The sequence below is a fragment of the Chengkuizengella marina genome (assembly GCF_009910845.1).
Taxonomy (GTDB): Bacteria; Bacillota; Bacilli; order Paenibacillales; family KCTC-33759; genus Chengkuizengella; species Chengkuizengella marina.
Window position 1 is genome coordinate 44,500 of sequence record NZ_SIJB01000018.1, and the last position, 16,900, is coordinate 61,399.

The 16,900-nt window shown below is 32.1% G+C and carries 18 protein-coding genes and 1 tRNA gene; 7 read left to right on the top strand and 12 right to left on the bottom strand.

The genetic code is table 11. The features are described from left to right. Positions 1–21: 21 nt before the first annotated feature. Together tig and ERL59_RS07595 are read right to left on the bottom strand one after the other, a co-directional pair. Entirely contained in the window at positions 22–1,356 is a 1,335-nt protein-coding gene (gene tig, locus ERL59_RS07590; RefSeq protein WP_160645601.1) for a trigger factor, read from the bottom strand. Positions 1,357–1,550: 194 nt separating this feature from the next. Then, positions 1,551–2,444, bottom strand: a complete 894-nt coding sequence (locus ERL59_RS07595; protein WP_160645602.1) for a hypothetical protein — start codon at positions 2,442–2,444, stop codon at positions 1,551–1,553. Positions 2,445–2,599: 155 nt separating this feature from the next. On the opposite strand from ERL59_RS07595, the gene modA reads away from it, so the two are divergent. From modA to ERL59_RS07610, 3 genes are all read left to right on the top strand, one after another. Then, complete coding sequence (gene modA, locus ERL59_RS07600) at positions 2,600–3,394, top strand: molybdate ABC transporter substrate-binding protein (RefSeq protein ID WP_160645603.1); 795 nt, start codon at positions 2,600–2,602, stop codon at positions 3,392–3,394. 10 nt (positions 3,395–3,404) lie between these two features. Next, complete coding sequence (gene modB / locus ERL59_RS07605; RefSeq protein WP_160645604.1) at positions 3,405–4,088, top strand: molybdate ABC transporter permease subunit; 684 nt, start codon at positions 3,405–3,407, stop codon at positions 4,086–4,088. 75 nt (positions 4,089–4,163) lie between these two features. Continuing rightward, positions 4,164–4,240 (top strand) — tRNA-Arg (locus ERL59_RS07610). Between the two features lie 176 nt (positions 4,241–4,416). On the opposite strand, the gene ERL59_RS07615 is transcribed toward ERL59_RS07610, so the two are convergent. After that, on the bottom strand, positions 4,417–4,725 hold the full coding sequence (locus ERL59_RS07615; protein ID WP_160645605.1) for a hypothetical protein: 309 nt from the start codon (positions 4,723–4,725) through the stop codon (positions 4,417–4,419). A gap of 176 nt (positions 4,726–4,901) precedes the next feature. Here ERL59_RS07615 and asnB point away from each other — a divergent pair, with 176 nt between their 5' ends. Then, entirely contained in the window at positions 4,902–6,746 is a 1,845-nt protein-coding gene (gene asnB / locus ERL59_RS07620) for an asparagine synthase (glutamine-hydrolyzing) (protein WP_160645606.1), read from the top strand. Positions 6,747–6,898: 152 nt separating this feature from the next. On the opposite strand, the gene ERL59_RS07625 is transcribed toward asnB, so the two are convergent. The 4 genes from ERL59_RS07625 to ERL59_RS07640 form a co-directional block, all read right to left on the bottom strand. After that, on the bottom strand, positions 6,899–7,780 hold the full coding sequence (locus ERL59_RS07625) for a hypothetical protein (RefSeq protein ID WP_160645607.1): 882 nt from the start codon (positions 7,778–7,780) through the stop codon (positions 6,899–6,901). Positions 7,781–7,938: 158 nt separating this feature from the next. After that, on the bottom strand, positions 7,939–8,556 hold the full coding sequence (locus ERL59_RS07630) for an XTP/dITP diphosphatase (RefSeq protein ID WP_160645608.1): 618 nt from the start codon (positions 8,554–8,556) through the stop codon (positions 7,939–7,941). 5 nt (positions 8,557–8,561) lie between these two features. After that, entirely contained in the window at positions 8,562–9,299 is a 738-nt protein-coding gene (gene rph, locus ERL59_RS07635) for a ribonuclease PH (RefSeq protein WP_160645609.1), read from the bottom strand. 292 nt (positions 9,300–9,591) lie between these two features. Beyond that, positions 9,592–10,614 carry a GerMN domain-containing protein gene (locus ERL59_RS07640; RefSeq protein WP_160645610.1) on the bottom strand — a complete coding sequence of 341 codons (1,023 nt, stop codon included), beginning with the start codon at positions 10,612–10,614 and terminating at the stop codon, positions 9,592–9,594. A 221-nt stretch (positions 10,615–10,835) separates the two neighbouring features. Here ERL59_RS07640 and ERL59_RS07645 point away from each other — a divergent pair, with 221 nt between their 5' ends. Then, complete coding sequence (locus ERL59_RS07645; RefSeq protein ID WP_160645611.1) at positions 10,836–11,339, top strand: phosphatidylglycerophosphatase A family protein; 504 nt, start codon at positions 10,836–10,838, stop codon at positions 11,337–11,339. Here ERL59_RS07645 and ERL59_RS07650 read toward each other — a convergent pair whose 3' ends face one another. From ERL59_RS07650 to ERL59_RS07660, 3 genes are all read right to left on the bottom strand, one after another. Then, complete coding sequence (locus ERL59_RS07650) at positions 11,340–12,071, bottom strand: class I SAM-dependent methyltransferase (RefSeq protein WP_160645612.1); 732 nt, start codon at positions 12,069–12,071, stop codon at positions 11,340–11,342. It abuts the gene before it with no gap. Positions 12,072–12,193: 122 nt separating this feature from the next. Further along, positions 12,194–12,418 (bottom strand): helix-turn-helix domain-containing protein, encoded by a 225-nt coding sequence (locus ERL59_RS07655; protein WP_160645613.1) that lies wholly within the window; start codon positions 12,416–12,418, stop codon positions 12,194–12,196. Between the two features lie 116 nt (positions 12,419–12,534). After that, complete coding sequence (locus tag ERL59_RS07660; protein ID WP_160645614.1) at positions 12,535–13,290, bottom strand: YhcN/YlaJ family sporulation lipoprotein; 756 nt, start codon at positions 13,288–13,290, stop codon at positions 12,535–12,537. A 291-nt stretch (positions 13,291–13,581) separates the two neighbouring features. Here ERL59_RS07660 and ERL59_RS07665 point away from each other — a divergent pair, with 291 nt between their 5' ends. Next, complete coding sequence (locus ERL59_RS07665) at positions 13,582–14,589, top strand: ketoacyl-ACP synthase III (RefSeq protein WP_160645615.1); 1,008 nt, start codon at positions 13,582–13,584, stop codon at positions 14,587–14,589. Between the two features lie 20 nt (positions 14,590–14,609). Here ERL59_RS07665 and ERL59_RS07670 read toward each other — a convergent pair whose 3' ends face one another. Continuing rightward, positions 14,610–15,215: a WIAG-tail domain gene (locus ERL59_RS07670; protein WP_160645616.1), complete on the bottom strand. Its 606-nt coding sequence runs from the start codon at positions 15,213–15,215 to the stop codon at positions 14,610–14,612. A gap of 195 nt (positions 15,216–15,410) precedes the next feature. Here ERL59_RS07670 and ERL59_RS07675 point away from each other — a divergent pair, with 195 nt between their 5' ends. Beyond that, a complete protein-coding gene (locus ERL59_RS07675; RefSeq protein ID WP_160645617.1) occupies positions 15,411–16,130 on the top strand; it encodes a Crp/Fnr family transcriptional regulator in 720 nt (239 codons plus the stop codon). 3 nt (positions 16,131–16,133) lie between these two features. Here ERL59_RS07675 and pflA read toward each other — a convergent pair whose 3' ends face one another. Continuing rightward, positions 16,134–16,880, bottom strand: coding sequence for a pyruvate formate-lyase-activating protein (pflA, locus tag ERL59_RS07680; protein ID WP_160645618.1), 747 nt, complete (start codon positions 16,878–16,880; stop codon positions 16,134–16,136). Positions 16,881–16,900: the final 20 nt, after the last annotated feature.

Consider the following 16,900-nt stretch of genomic DNA (forward strand, 5'->3'; position numbering starts at 1 on the left):
CTTATACAAGTCTGTTTTGAATTATTCTTCTACAGCCTCTTTAACTTCTTCAGCTTCTTCTACTGCTGATACATTTACACTATGCTCTAGTAAAAGTTGAATTGCTTTACGATTAGCAACATCTTGCTTTAAAGTTTCTAAATTTCCATTAGCAGTAAATATGTTTCTTAATTCTTCTGACGTTTTTTGATACATGCCTGCTAATTTTTCTAATTCTTCATTTAAATCTTCTTCAGTAACTTCAACATTTTCATTAGCCGAAATTGCTTCTAATACTAAAGTTTGGTTTACCCTTTTTTCAGCATCATTTTTCATTTGTTCTTTAAGTGTGGCTTGATCTTGATTAGAAAATTGATAATACATTTCTAGAGTCATACCTTGCATTTTTAAGCGGTTTTCAAAATCTTGAATCATGTGATTTGTTTCTGTATCAATCATAACTTGAGGAATTTCAACATTAGAAACTTCCGTAGCTTTTTCTACAACTGTGTTTTCTCTATACTGATCCTCTTCTTTTTCTTTAGCCTCTTGTAATCCTTTTTTAATATCTTCTTTGTATTCATCTAATGTTTCAAACTCACTAACATCTTTTGCAAATTCATCATCAAGTGCTGGTAATTTCTTTCTTTTGATTTCATGTAATTTCACTTTGAACACAGCTGGTTTTCCAGCTAGATTTTCAGCTTGATATTGTTCAGGGAATGTAACTTCTACATCTTTTTCATCATCTTTAGACATTCCTTCTACTTGATCTTCAAATCCAGGAATGAATGAACCTGAACCTAATTCTAATGAGTATTTCTCAGCTTTTCCACCATCAAAAGGTTCGTTTTCTACAAAACCATCAAAATCAATGATAACAGTATCCCCTTTTTCTGCTGTACCTTCTTCGACAACAATTAACTCTGCATGACGTTCCTGATTTTTTTTCAATTCCTCTTCAAGTGCCTCATCACTCACTGAGAAGTCTTTCTCAGGAATTTCTAAACCTTTATAATCACCAAGATTCACTTCAGGTTTAACTTGCACTTTAGCAGTGAACTTAAGTGGCTGACCTTTTTCAAATTGTTCTATATCAATTTCAGGACGATCAATTGGCTCAATTTTTGCTTCCATTACTGCATCAGAGTATGCAACAGGCAGTATAATATCCAAAGCATCTTGATATAAACTTTCTACTCCAAATCTAGCTTCAAAAATTTGACGAGGCACTTTACCTTTACGGAACCCAGGTACGTTAGCCTTTTTTGCTACTTTTTTAAAAGCTTTATCAAGTGCATCTGCTACTTGGCTTTCATCTACTTCAATGTTAAGAACGCCTTCGTTCTTCTCTAATTTTTCCCAGCTTGCTTTCATTTTATGCTTTCCCCTCCAAAAAATTTACCGATTCTTCATTTGGTAATCAACTATATTTACCATTATAACCACTACATTATAAGATAAACTTTGAATATTGTCCATGAAAGACCGATAGAAATTTTCCATTCCTACAAAACTTAATTATATAAAAGTTAACAATAGAAAATCAACAGTATGTATTTTCTAACATTTCAATATATTTGTAAAACTTTTTCAATATATGATTTCAAATTTTTATATGTCTTTTCCATTGTTAAGACATCATCTTTTTTTAGATCATAAGATTGCATTAATTGTTCCTTATTTATGTTTCCTATCGTCATTTCCAATGAAATTTTGTGTAATGCATATGCACACGGAGCAGAATTGTGAAGTTGAGTTAATTCAATGTAGCATCTCGTTCCATATATATAAGATAAGTATTCTTTCCAAGTCTGTTCTGCAAAAGTACTAATGATCGGATCGTTAGTTTCAGTTACTTCCCTTACACGATGTATCACATCAACAATGACATTTGGATAATCCTTAAAATGTATAGGTGTATTCTCAATATTAACCTTTAATTTCTCACCCAGTTTATGAAATGAGATTTTACCTTTTGCTCCTCTTTGTTTTAATGTTTGCAGGGCTTTAAACTGCAACATTGGATCCAGACTCTCATTCTGAAACCAATTTATTATTGTTTTATTCATTTGAGTATCTTCTATATGAACTAGCTGATCTAACGCTAACCATTTTTTTTCAATGGAAGATTCATTCATTAACATTTTTAATAATTTATTGGTATAATCCTCATCCTCTAATAGCTTCTTTTGAATTTGTTCATTTATAATTTTTTTTTCATCCCATTCTTCATCACCATCAGTTTTTTGATCTCCTTGCAAAGTTTTTGTATGAGTTGTTAACCATTCTAAAAGCAACTCCCACTCCTTGTATGTTTCTTCATCCTCACCTTCGCACTGTAACAAATAATGTAACAATTTTAGCGCTTCATCATATTTCTCTGTCTCTAGCAATGTCGTTAAAGTATTCTGATAACTTTGTAAAGTACCTGGAAACAAAACTATATTTTTCTTTTGATTCATTTTTTCTCACCTCTCAAGCAATTGCTGTTTTTTGAATCAATTTATCGTTTTAGATCATTAGAGACTTTTTAAACACATCTTTTAAGTGTAATATATAGCTATGTCATACTAATATAGAGGCTGTAAAGGCAATTATTATAAAAAGAGGTTATGAAATGTTTTCAACAAAGAAACTTACTCTAAAAATTAGTATATGTTTATTTTTTATCTTACTAATCAGTGCCTGTAATCATCAAACTAGTCAAGATGTAACTGAGTTAAATATATCAGCCGCTTCCAGTTTAACAAATGCTCTAAACGAAATAAAAAACGAGTTTGAAAAAAATAATACTGATATTAAACTCATTTATAATTTTGGTGCATCTGGAACCTTAGCATCTCAAATTAAACAAGGAGCACCTATAGATGTGTTTTTCTCAGCAAATCACCAATATATGGATGAATTAGTTAAACTCGGTTTGATTGAATCAAATCATATCGTTAATTTACTCTCAAATCAAATCGTACTCATAACAAATAACGATTCTGATTTATATATTAATTCATTAGATGAATTATTAAATCCAAAAGTTACTTCGATAGCGGTTGGTGATCCTGAGATTGTTCCAGCAGGAATTTATACAAAGCAATTACTAAAAAATTTAGATCTGTGGCAAGAATTACAAGCAAAATTTATTCTCACTACAAATGTTAGACAAGCTTTAAATTTTACTGATACAGGAAATGTAGATGCAGCGTTTGTTTATAAAAGTGATGCTTTGCAATCAAATCGATCAAAAGTCATTTATACATCAGATCAAACCTTAAACAACAATCCTATAACCTATCCGATTGCTGTTATCAATGACACACAGAAAAAAAAATTAGCAGAAACATTCATCACTTTTTTACAAAATGATTTTTCACAAAAAATATTTAAAGAGAAAGGCTTCTTAAAGCCAAAACAATAAGGTTGGTCCTATGACAAATATTCAATTAGAATCATTTATTTCACCTATAATTATTTCTTTAAAAGTTGCTTTTACTGCAAGTATTGTTGTCTTCTTGTTTTCTATTCCAATTGCTTTTATTATGGCAAGGAAAAAATTCCCTGGGAAAGCAATATTGGAAACTGTTTTTATGCTGCCATTAGTACTTCCACCTACAGTTGTAGGATTTCTTTTATTAATAATTTTAGGAAGGAATAGTTGGGTTGGACAAGCGATTGAATGGATTTTTCGTCAACCTGTAGTTTTCACTTGGTGGGCTGCGGTAGTTGCAGCAGTTGTTGTCTCATTTCCACTAGTTTATCAAACACTCAAGTCTGGCTTCTCATCCGTTGAAAATGAAATTGAAAACGCTGCAAGAAACAGTGGAGCATCTGAATGGCAAGTGATTAGATATATCACTATACCATTATCTTTGAAGTTCTTTATCTCAGCTTATATTTTAGGTTTTGCTAGAGGATTAGGAGAATTTGGAGCTACCATTATGATTGCAGGAAATATTCCTAATAAAACACAAACAATAGCTACTGCCATTTTTCTAGCAACGGAAACAGGTGATATGACATTAGTGTGGTTATGGGTCTTAAGCATCGTTGTCATTTCATTTATGATGTTATGGTTTGTAAACCGTTCAAATTATGAATATAAAAATGAATAAAATTTCAAATTTAGTATTGCATAATTAAATATCATGTGTTAATATATTTCTTGTCGCTTCAAACGAAACATAATTGTCCCAGTAGCTCAGCTGGATAGAGCAACGGCCTTCTAAGCCGTCGGTCGGGAGTTCGAATCTCTCCTGGGACGCCATTAATAACATCATAGAAAACGCAAAGACCCCAGAGACAATTCGAACGTAGAGTTCGTCGGAGCATAAACCTAGAAGGCATACATCGCAGTCAGGTTACTGTATCTCTCCTGGGAAGCCATTAAAAAATGGTAAGCGATTTTAATACATACTATTTAACTAACCTTCTGCGCTGAATTCACGTAGAGGGTTTTTTATTCATGATTTGTTCAACAAAATTATTTTCTTCATCACTATTTTGAAATAAGTGTTGTTTCTGATCCGCTACATTAATATAAGCTTGATGTAAACTGTTGTCATACCAATCAACAGTATAATCAGCTTCATTTCTGTACATATTTAATACCTTATAGGTTTCCTCAGAGGATTTTTTAAAAAGTGCTGTATAAGAATGTTTTTGTCCAGCCAATTCAATAATAGCCCGCATGCATTGCTCACCATTCTGCTCAACATTTCTTATATCCTTAACGGATTGAACTGTATACATTTTCTTCCCCCTTTAGCTTGGTCACTTGCAATTTCAGTATATCCTGACAAAATAACTTCCATTCATCATGTTCGTACAATAACATTTTCAATGCTCTTTCAGCATATGTTTTAACATTATTTACTTTATAGTCATAAATATCACCATTTTGACTTCAAAGAGAGGACGGAAACTTTATGTGTGGAATAACTGGATGGATTAATTGGAATGATGATTTAACAAAGTACCCGACAATTTTGGAAGACATGACCAAAACACTTGCTCCTCGTGGACCTGATGCTTCTGGAACTTGGTTGTCTCCTCATTGCTCTCTTGGTCATCGTAGATTAAGTGTCATAGATCCAGAAAATGGGGCTCAGCCGATGTGGCGTAAATATAATTACCAAACTTATGTCATTGTTTATAACGGTGAAATTTATAATGCATTTGAACTTAAAGAAGAACTTAAAAATCATGGACATACATTTGAAACCAATTGTGATACAGAAGTCGTTTTAATTTCTTACATCGAGTGGGGGGCTAAATGTGTAGATCGTTTAAATGGCATTTTTGCATTTGCAATATGGAATGACTTGCAAGAAAAATTATTTTTAGCCAGAGATCGTGTAGGTGTAAAACCTTTATTCTTCTCAAACCATAATTCTACCTTTTTATTTGGATCAGAACCAAAAGCCATATTAGAAAATCCTACATTCAAACCAGAGATTGGTCCTGAGGGTTTAGCAGAAATATTTGTCATTGGGCCAGCACGCACTCCAGGGCATGGCATATACAACAATATGGAAGAACTAAAACCAGGTTATTGTTTGGAATACAATAAAAATGGTTTAAAAAAATATCCTTATTGGAAACTAGAGTCACAACCTCATTTAGAGAATGAAGATCAAACCGCTGAAACGATTAGAAATCTATTGATTGATACAGTGGAAAGACAACTTGTTTCTGATGTTCCTGTTTGTACATTATTATCTGGTGGTTTAGATTCTAGTGCCCTGACAGCAATAGCAGTAAATTATTACAATCAAACAAAACAAGGAAATGTGAATACCTTCTCTGTTGATTATGTAGACAACGATATTCATTTTAAAGAAAATGATTTTCAACCTAACTCAGATCAACCTTGGATTCAACGCATGAGTAGTTTTTTAAGTACCCATCATCAAAATATACAATTTGATACCCCTGAGTTAGTTGAAGCTTTAAAAGCAGTTGTGGATGCGCGTGACACTCCTGGAATGGCGGATGTAGATGCTTCCCTTTATTTATTCTGTCGTGAAATAAAAAAACAAGCTACAGTGGCTATATCTGGTGAAGCTGCAGATGAGATATTCGGTGGCTATCCTTGGTTTCATCGAGAAGATTCTTTAAGTGCAAATACTTTTCCATGGTCCCTTACACTAAATAAAAGACTTGAAATTTTATCTGATGAATTAAAAGAATGGATTCGACCAGAACAATATGTAGAAGATCGTTATGCACAAGCAATTGGAGAGGTCCCCCATTTAAAAGGAGAAACTCACGCGCAAAGAAAAATGAGACAAATGTCATATTTAAATATCACTCGTTTTATGCCAACTTTATTGGACCGAAAAGATCGAATGAGTATGAGAGTGGGTCTTGAAGTTCGTGTACCTTATTGTGATCATCGTTTAATCGAATATGTATGGAATATTCCCTGGGAAATTAAAACAGCAGGAAACCGTGAAAAGGGGATTCTAAGAAAGGCATTAAAAGGAATACTACCTGAGGATGTTATTCAGCGTAAAAAGAGCCCTTATCCAAAAACACATAATCCCAATTACACCGAAGCAGTGAAAAAATGGGTATTGGAAATACTTGATGATCCCTCTTCTCCACTACAATCTCTAATTAACGTTAAAAAAATAAAGGAAATTGCCAACTCCGATGTAAAATCTTATCATTTCCCTTGGTTTGGTCAGTTGATGTCAGGACCTCAGTTATTTGCTTATTTAGCTCAGGTGGATTTATGGCTTAGAAAATATAAAATTAGTTTAAAGTGAGTACAATACGAAAGTTTTCAAAAGGGGGGCGTCTCTTATGTGGATAAACCAGCATTTGAGACGCCCATTTTCATTAAATAGCAACGTTATAGAGAAGAATACCTACCTAAATTTCGTTTAAAACTTAATTTATGAAATTAATATGTTCTGCTCTATAAAGCTTGATTGGTTTCATCATTATTTTTCAAATCATGTTCATATTTTTCTGTTTCAAAATATTTATCACCTAACACTCTTATCGAATGTTCAATATCGTAGATTGCACTATAAGTACCTTGCAGCAATGCAGCATACTCTTCTACATTAAAATCTGGTGATAGTTCTGCTTTTACACTCCCACTCTCTTCTTCTCCATTACCCCATACATTAGTTTCAGTTAGTGTATAGATATGATCTTCAATTAATTTAAACTGTGTAGTTATAACGTGATCGTTCTGGATTCTTTTCATTTCCATTAAATCAGGTGTATTGTTGGTAACTTCTACTGTCACTAGTAAATCCTCTGACACTTTGCTAATCATATATTCTTCTTTATAATTTATTAAAGCTACATTTGTTTCATCATTTTTTTTCAAATCATCTTCATATTTTTCAGTTTCAAAATATTGATCACCTAATACTCTTACAGAATGTTCAATATCATAGATTGCATCATAAGTATCTTGGAGCAATGCAGCATATTCTTGTATGTCAAATTCAGTTGTCAGCTCTACGATTGAACTTCTTTTATCTTCTTCTCCATTGCTCCACACATTAGTTTTAATGAGGGTATATATTTGATCCTCAATTAACTTAAATTGAGAAATATATACATTGTTATTCTGGGTTGTTTTAACTTCCATTAAATCAGGTGTATTACTAGTAATCTCGACTGTCGCTATTATATCCTCTGACACCTTTTGTTGAGATTCAATTAATTCCGTTGCTGATAATGAATGAGCCTTACTACTTGAATTTGACAATGTACCATACAACAACCCTCCAATTAATAAAGTAGATAAACCAATGGATGCTGCTATTTTTTTTGCTTTCATGTTTTCTCTCCTTATCTTCTTTTGTTCTATTTCAATATACAAATTAAAATTAAATAATTTATAAAACAAAACTAAAGAAAATATTAAGATATTACAAAAAAAGGATCGTACTTTGGATATTAAAAAGTACGATCCTTTTTCTTTTTTTTACAAATGATCTATTTTACTAAAATTTCATACAATTTTTTTAAAGCACTTGCACGATGACTTATTTTATTTTTTTCATCTATGTTTAATTCCGCCATGGTTTTTTTATATTGAGGCAAGTAAAATAATGGATCATAACCAAAACCGTGCTCACCTCGAAGTTGATTCGTAATCCATCCTTCACAAGATCCTTCAACCTGGATCGTTTTATCTGAAGTAGGATCCATGAGAACAAGTGCGCATTTAAACTGTGCTTTACTTAAACATCCATTTTCATCAGGTTGGATATTTAAATTACTTAATTCTGCTAGCAGTTTTTTATTATTTAAACTGTCATTGCCATGTTCACCTGCATATCTTGCGGAGTAAATACCTGGAGCCCCATTTAATTCATCGACACATAATCCAGAATCATCAGCAATGACTGTGGTGTTCAAATGCCTGGCAATGATTCTTGCTTTTATTTCAGCATTTTCTATAAATGTGTTACCATCCTCAATAATCTCTGGAACATAACCAACATCGGCCAAGCTGCGAACTTGTTTATTCAATTTTGCAAACAACTTTGCAAACTCTTTCACTTTTCCTTGATTTTTAGTAGCTACAATTATTATTTCTTCGTTGATCATTTCATTTATACCCCTATTTTCTTACTAATATCACCTAATGCATCTTTTTGTAATTGAATAATGGTTTGTATTCCAGATTCAGCCAAATCAACTAATTCTGTAAATTCTTCTTTGGAAAATGGTGCATCTTCTCCTGTACCTTGTAACTCTACGAATTTGCCATGTCCTGTCATCACTACATTCATATCTACTTTAGCGGTAGAATCTTCTCTATAATTTAAATCTAATAAAGCTTTATCATTTACAATTCCAACACTTACGGATGCTAAATAGTCTGTAAGTGGAAATTGAGGGAGCTCTTTTCCTTTAAAAAATTTGTTTATTGCAAGTGCAGTTGCTACAAATGCACCTGAAATGGAAGTCGTACGTGTCCCTCCATCTGCTTGAATTACATCACAGTCTAAAGTAATTGTTCTCTCTCCTAATGCCTTTAAATTTACTACTGAACGAAGTGAACGACCAATTAAACGTTGAATCTCCATTGTTCTTCCACTTAATTTCCCTTTTGCTGCTTCACGTTGATTCCGGGTTTGAGTTGCTCTAGGAAGCATAGAATATTCTGCATTAATCCAGCCTTTACCTTGACCTTTTAAAAACGGAGGAACTCTATCTTCAATACTTGCCGTACAAATCACTTTCGTATCACCAAACTCAATTAATACAGATCCTTCTGCATATTTATTAAAATCAGTTGTAATTTTAATGGGTCTTAATTCTTTATTTGATCTTCCATCTATTCTCAATTTAGTTCCTCCTAATATTGTTATAAACTTATCGTATGCAATTTTATTTTTAGAATACACCTCATTTTACCAAAACATTGATTTAACTTAAACCCGTAAGCTTGGTTTACACCAAAAAAAATGAAACCGTCAATTAACAATGATATTGACGGTTAGGTAATACTATAAGCTTTTCGTAATCAGATTAAGCTCTGTTAGGAATTTCTTCACTTTTGTGGAGCTTATATCCTGGGGTCCCCGAAAAGTAATAGGCGCAAGCTTTATAGCTTTGCTTCACTTTTGTGGGTATCAGTTACATTTCAAACATATTCATATGGGCAGGAATTGTAACTGGTGTATTGTAACTTTCATCATTAATTAAGAATTGAAATCTTGTTGCGTCCGTATTTTCAGTAAGTGATAAAATAATGGACTCTAAACTTTCTTCTGATACCATTTGATCCATACCCAAAATGTGATCACTTAGGTTTAATGTAATTAAATCTTCAGATTGATCTGTATTTATAATTTCAACTGATGGAATCATCACAGAATTTAAACCTGAAGGTTGGAGAGGTCCTTTTATTAATTCACTTAGTGTTGCTTCTACAATATCATCTGGATTTTGAATTAATCTTGTAACAGGTACATAATAATTTTGCGAATCATTTGTCCGATTTAAGAAGTATAGTGTAACTGCTGATGTTTGACTTAGAGGCACTCCTTCAGACTTTTCAATATTAATCCCCATTTTTCTAGATAGTGGTTCATGAAGTGGAATTCCTTGTGCAGGCATTTTTTTCAAAGTTTCTCCATTTACATTAATAATAACTTGATCAACAGTTGGAAAATCTGTTAAAGCCCATGTAACTGCCTCTAAAAGCTTACGCTCATCATTCATTTCATAGTTTAAAAAATCTTCTGAAAAATCCACAATAGCTAGTTGATTTTCGATATTTAGTCCTAATATTTCTGTTCCACTCGGAATTACAGGAGTGAAATCATAAGGTAACTTTTCTGAAATAGGTCCATCTTCTACCATATATCTCAGCTTTTGCTTAGCAATTCCTTCCACATAAGGAATATTCATGGTTACAGGTACAACATAACCATATTGATCTTTAAAATATAAAGACATTGGTAAATTTTCAATTGTTCCCTCATCACTGTATAGTTGATCATCATTAAGTTCTAAACTGGCCATCATATCGTTAGGGGGCGGGTCAATCAGTTTACTTTCCTCTGCACTATCCCATAACGAACATCCTGCTGTCATTGCCAGGAGAACCAGAAGTGACACGAATGTCACCTGTTTTAACCATTTGTAATGATTCATGTATTTTTCCTCCCCATCTAGGTTTTGTACTACTATGTATACGAGCTTAGTCATAATTTATACGTCATTTTGTCCAATTTTCATTTTTAAAATAATTTTCTTGTCTAAATTGTTTTTTTATTTTATTTATTTTTGTTGAAGTAAGAAATTGAAATAGGATAATTCCATTGTGTATTGTCTAAAATAAATGGATACATATCATTCTTGGAGGAAAATTATAAATGTCTTATCAATTAGATAGTGAAAAAGTAAAACAAGTTACTTTAGAAAGTTTGAAAAAAAGAGGGGTTAGCTTAGAAGATATTGCAGAATTAGTTTTAATTTTACAAAAAGAATATTTTCCAGATTTAACACTCGGGTATTGTGTGAGGAATGTAGAAAAGGTTTTACAAAAAAGAGAAGTTCAAAATGCCATTTTAACTGGAATTCAATTAGATATATTGGCTGAAGAAAAAAAATTGGAATCTCCATTATTAGAAATGATTGAAAATGACGAGGGATTATATGGATGTGATGAAATTTTAGCTTTATCTATAGTTAATGTTTATGGAAGCATTGGGTTTACTAATTTTGGGTATATTGACAAAATAAAACCAGGAATACTTAAAAAGTTAAATGATAAAAATGATCAACCTATTCACACGTTTTTAGACGATATCATAGGTGCGATCGCTGCTGCTGCAAGCAGTCGAATCGCACATTCAAAACATGGAGCTGTAGATTGACTAACCTTGTTTGTGACCTACCAAAATAAGACGTGGAGATGTCTTCTCATCAAATGGAGACTGATCATAATTTCCAAATACATAATCCAATTGTAGTTCAGTAAAAGAAATCATATGCTTGAATAATGCCAGATCATAAAGCTTTACCTTTTCAATGTATGTACGTTCTTGATTTTCATCTTTAATGATAATGCTTTTCTGTACAAAATTCTGTTCAATTGAACGATATTCTTCAATTTTCACTCCTTCAGTAAAACGTTCAGAATAGGGAACTAACTGTTCCTTTATTACACTAGCATTTAAAAAATCAATAATAAATTTTCCTTTCGGTTTTAATATTCGACTTAATTCTCTTAAAACCTGAATATTTTCTTGATCTGATTCGAAATATGCAAAAGAAGTAAATAAATTTACTACAGCATCAAAAGATTTATTTGTTGGAATTTTTCGCATATCTCCATGAATCCAAGATACTTTCTTATCCTTGTCTAGTTTTATTGCTTCACGAAGCAATACTTCTGATAAATCCATGCCAGTAACTGAATACCCAAAATCGGATAATGCCATTGAGTGTCTGCCCATACCACAACATAAATCAAATACTGTTGATTTTTTAGGAAGATGCAACCACTTGATCATTTTTTTTACTTCATCATAAGCATTTTGTAAATCTCTATGTTTATAAACAAGTAAATAATCTTCACCGAAGCTTTCTTCATACCAATTATGCATCATAATTCCTCACTTTTAAATCAATGATGATTTTTATTTTAACATTCAAAAACCTTCTTTTCCAATTCCATATTACAGGAAAGTCAAAGAAGGTATTCAATGAATGTGAAATATACACATGATTATATTTTCAATTCTCCAAGCCTTATTAATTCAACGACTGCCTGTGAACGACCTTTAACATTTAACTTTTGCATGACATTGGAGATATGATTTCGAACTGTCTTTTCGCTTATATATAACTCTTTAGCAATTTCTCGAGTTGTTTTGTCTTGAACTAACAGTTCGAATACTTCACGTTCACGGTTTGTTAATATGAATTTTCCTTTATCGTCGCTACCCTTCAATATCGTCACCCCTCCTTGTTTGGGTTTAGAATTACAAGGTCAAGGGATACAGTCAAATTATTTTATGAAAAGTAGCAGTCGATGGTGCGGCAGTTTTCGAAAAATAGGCTATAAATTTATCGATTCATATTTCGTTGAGTATTCATTTCCCTATTATCTACATTTCTATCCATATTCATCGGGAAAACTCTATTCATAAAAGTATTAAATTCATCCATAAACCCTCTAACAGGTCTACCTTCACCAATATCAACCATGTAATTATTAATACGGTCTACAAAATTGGCATTTGCAGAAACATATACATTTTTCACATTTTTATCCATTGATTTTACTTTTTTGGATATTTTCTTTTTCACATCATCTGTCATCGTATCAGAAAATGATCGAACCTTCTTACCTGTGTTCATTCCTAAACCATAATATTCAATATTACCTCTAGAGGTGCCATTAAGGGATCTCCCTTTCATGGATTTTCCTGTCATTCCATTTTTGGTATTGTTAGTTAGTTCTACTGCGATATAAGCATTATTGTCTGTTAACAATACATTTGCTCTTCTTACTTCTTTCATATTTGCAATTTCATTTGCAAGCTTCTTACTTTCTCTTACATTTGTATTTTGGTGTGCACGCATGTTACTAGCTGGATTTAACCTATCTGTATTCAAAATGTTATTTCGAGTATTCATACCTAAACGATTTCCATTGTAATTCATGCCATATCGATCATCTGCATCATATACACCATATGGACTAATATTATCCCCTGTTCGATTATCTAGAGCACCTTCATTATCAGTTGTTGTACATGCATTTAATGAAAAAATGAGTGAACCTGCAACAATTAATCGAGTAAAGATTGAATTTACCATTATACGCCTCCATCCTTATATATTGATTTTTTTGTATCAGTCTTAGGATGATTTATTAAATAAAAAATAAACATAGAATGCTTTGGTAATTCGTACTTTACTTTCCTGCAATGGATTTAGTTCTTTTATGAATTTTGCAATTCATTGACAAATCAAAGCCAAATCTTCATAATTAGCACTAGCTATTAATACTTAATAATAATCATAATTTCTATTTTTAAGAAAAGTTGATTTTCATACATTGAATTTTAATTTGAGAAATTCTTATATTATAAAGAGGAGGTCATTGTAATGAGTAACCATAATATTGATTCAAAAGCAAGAATTTCTGCAATTGGATGTTATGTACCTGAAAAAATACTTTCAAATCATGATTTAGAGCAGATTGTAGATACCAACGACGAATGGATCGTACAGCGTACAGGAATAAAGGAACGTCGCATTGCTGAAGAAAAAGAATATACTAGTGATTTATGTATTAAAGCCATCAAAAATATGATGGAAAGTTATGAGGTTGATATTGAAGATACAGATTTAATTATTGTAGCTACAAGCACCGCTGACTTTTCATTTCCAAGTACAGCGAGTATTATACAAGCTCATTTTCAATTAAAACAAACTGGAGCAATAGATCTTAGAGCTGCATGTGCAGGTTTTACGTATGGATTACAAGTTGCAAATGGATTAATCACTGCTGGTCTCCATAATAAAATTATTGTCATCGGTGCTGATGTATTGTCAAAAATAACCGATTATACAGATCGTTCAACCTGTATTTTATTTGGCGATGGTGCAGGAGCTGTAATGGTGGAAAAAGATGAAAAACAGCCGAGTTTCATATCTGCCTATAATGGTTCCAATGGGGATGGAGGAATTCATTTATACCAAACAGGATTATCTGCCAATTTAAATGGGATTGATCTAGAAAAAGAAGGGTTTTTAGTCCAAAACGGTCGTGAGGTATATAAATGGGCGGTAAGTCACGTTCCAAAAGGGATGTTAAAAGTGTTAGAAAATACAAATTTCACATTACAAGATGTAAATTGGTTTATTCCTCACAGTGCTAATTTACGTATGATTGAGTCTATATGCCAGAGAAGTGATTTTCCAATAGAAAAAACATTATACAGTCTTGTACATTATGGAAATACATCTGCTGCTACCATTCCATTATCTATTCAAGAAGGTCTAAACGATAACAAAATTAAAAATGGAGATCATTTATTACTTTATGGTTTTGGTGGTGGATTAGTTTATGCTGGTTTATTAGTAGAGTGGAACTTGAATCCTAAAAGATAAAGTTATTAATGGTTTTATGACTAGGATTCACCAATAGCAATCCAAGATAATAAACCATTTAATTCTACTTCTTCCCGTTTTTCATTATTATTTTCAATAAAAACAACTTCAATAACTGCGTATTCCGCAGTTTTTTCATTTATTGTTGCAAAACAATTTGAAGAATCTGTAATAGCAACAAGAACATAATCAGAGTTTTTAAATGGAGTATCAAAAAAGATGAAAACTTCTGTACTTTTCTCATCAATATTCATTTTAAATTCAGAATTATTATATTGTTGCATTGTTTTTGTTTTAAGTTGTTGTTCTTTTTGATTATCATCAACTTTGTCATCTATTTTATCCTGATATGTTATAGTAGGTTGTTCATCGTCAAAACTATTATATTCAAAACTAAACTCAAATGGATTGGTATAGATCAGAGGTTTACTTTTTTTTACTTTCTTCTTTTTTTTTGAACCATTTTGTGAATGTTGATTTAATAACTGAAAATCAGGAAACCAGCTTAAATCATGAATGGGTATATTTTCTCTAAATGAATCTATCTCTTCATCTAACCATCCTAATTCATTTATAGTAGGATCTATTTTTTTCATCTTTTTGTTACGATTTCGTTTTTTCTTCATATCTAAACCTCCTTTTACATTTATTTGTAACATATGTTATCCTCTCTTGATATGTACAGGAATTGAAACAAAATGTGCACATACCTAATATAAAAAAAGAAAAAACTCTCAGAGCAATCTTCTTGAAAAAGTTATATAATATGAATAAGAACACATTCTAAACGATATAAATATGAAACAGGAGGGTGTTCAAACATGGATCATCTTGCTCTAAACTGTAAGTCCTCAGGTCAGATATCTTTATTTTTATCTGATGAAAATGTTGAAAGATTAAAAAGTGCCATGTACTCCCATCATTTTTTACAACAACAATATTTGTTTCATGAGGGAGAACCAGCTAAAAAATTGTTTTATGTGAATGAAGGTCAAGTAAAAATATACAAACTAACGGATGATGGTAAGGAACTCATTTTGTATATCTTACAAGAGGGAGATATGTTTTGCGAGTTTGGCGGTCTTGGTGATTTAAATTTCAGTTATTCCGCTCAAGCGTTAACAAATTGTAATATTGGCATGATTGAGCATAGTGATTTGGAAATGCTCATTTATCAACATGGAGATTTTGCTGTAGAATTTCTGAAATGGATGAGTTTATGGCATCGAAAAACAGAATCTAAGTTTCGAGATTTATTATTATTTGGAAAAAGTGGAGCTCTGGCCTCTACATTGATACGACTTAGCAATTCTTATGGAAAGTTAACTGAAGATGGAATTGTATTAGATGTTAAATTGACAAATACTGATATAGCAAATTTAATTGGTACAACAAGAGAAAGTGTAAATAGGCTTTTAAACAAACATAAAGACGATGGAATCATCAGCATGAAAAATGGAACGATTACCATCCACAAACTTAATGATTTAAAATCCATCGTCTCTTGTCCTGATTGCCCTATTGAAATTTGTCGAATTTAAAAATTATATTTTAGAGAGAGATACCTCCGCCATCCCTTTTTCGACGATTTGAATCGCTCTTTTCAATTCTTGATCAGATGGCGTTCTGACTCCCTCTAATGGATATGAAAAACCTAATTGTTGCCATTTAAATACACCCATTCTATGATAAGGTAGAATTTCTATCTTTTCTGCATTTTTTAACTTACCAATAAAAGTACCGAGCGCATATAAATCGTTATAGTCATCAGTAATTCCTGGTATTAGTACATGTCTTATCCACATTCTTTTTTTGTTATCAGATGCGTATCGTATAAATTGTAAAATCCTCTCATTAGACTGACCAGTTAGCTGTTTATGTTTTTCATCATCCATTTGTTTAATGTCTAATAAAAGCAAATCTGTTACATTAAGCAAATCTTCAACTTTGTTAGGATCATTAAATCCAGAAGTATCCAAAGCAGTATGAAGATCCCAGCGATGCTTACACGCTTCAAATAACTCTTTAACAAACGAGGCTTGTAAAGTTGGCTCACCACCTGTAACCGTAATACCACCTTTAGAACTTTTATAGTATCGAATATAAGGTTCTATCTCTAATAATATATCCTCAACTTTTCTTACATCTCCTTTGTTTGTATCCCAAGTATCACGATTATGGCAGTATTGGCATTGAAGTGCACAGCCTTGCATGAAAAGCACGAATCGTATGCCAGGACCATCTACGGTTCCAAAAGTATCTAGTGAGTGTATGCGACCTTTCGTGCTCAACCTCTCTCCATCCTTCCTAT

Coding starts and splice junctions, on each gene's coding strand:
- tig (WP_160645601.1), bottom strand. CDS start 1,356: ATGAAAGCAAGCTGGGAAAAATTAGAGAAGAACGAAGGCGTTCTTAAC.
- ERL59_RS07595 (WP_160645602.1), bottom strand. CDS start 2,444: ATGAATCAAAAGAAAAATATAGTTTTGTTTCCAGGTACTTTACAAAGT.
- modA (WP_160645603.1), top strand. CDS start 2,600: ATGTTTTCAACAAAGAAACTTACTCTAAAAATTAGTATATGTTTATTT.
- modB (WP_160645604.1), top strand. CDS start 3,405: ATGACAAATATTCAATTAGAATCATTTATTTCACCTATAATTATTTCT.
- ERL59_RS07615 (WP_160645605.1), bottom strand. CDS start 4,725: ATGTATACAGTTCAATCCGTTAAGGATATAAGAAATGTTGAGCAGAAT.
- asnB (WP_160645606.1), top strand. CDS start 4,902: ATGTGTGGAATAACTGGATGGATTAATTGGAATGATGATTTAACAAAG.
- ERL59_RS07625 (WP_160645607.1), bottom strand. CDS start 7,780: ATGAAAGCAAAAAAAATAGCAGCATCCATTGGTTTATCTACTTTATTA.
- ERL59_RS07630 (WP_160645608.1), bottom strand. CDS start 8,556: ATGATCAACGAAGAAATAATAATTGTAGCTACTAAAAATCAAGGAAAA.
- ERL59_RS07640 (WP_160645610.1), bottom strand. CDS start 10,614: ATGAATCATTACAAATGGTTAAAACAGGTGACATTCGTGTCACTTCTG.
- ERL59_RS07645 (WP_160645611.1), top strand. CDS start 10,836: ATGTCTTATCAATTAGATAGTGAAAAAGTAAAACAAGTTACTTTAGAA.
- ERL59_RS07650 (WP_160645612.1), bottom strand. CDS start 12,071: ATGCATAATTGGTATGAAGAAAGCTTCGGTGAAGATTATTTACTTGTT.
- ERL59_RS07660 (WP_160645614.1), bottom strand. CDS start 13,290: ATGGTAAATTCAATCTTTACTCGATTAATTGTTGCAGGTTCACTCATT.
- ERL59_RS07665 (WP_160645615.1), top strand. CDS start 13,582: ATGAGTAACCATAATATTGATTCAAAAGCAAGAATTTCTGCAATTGGA.
- ERL59_RS07670 (WP_160645616.1), bottom strand. CDS start 15,215: ATGAAGAAAAAACGAAATCGTAACAAAAAGATGAAAAAAATAGATCCT.
- ERL59_RS07675 (WP_160645617.1), top strand. CDS start 15,411: ATGGATCATCTTGCTCTAAACTGTAAGTCCTCAGGTCAGATATCTTTA.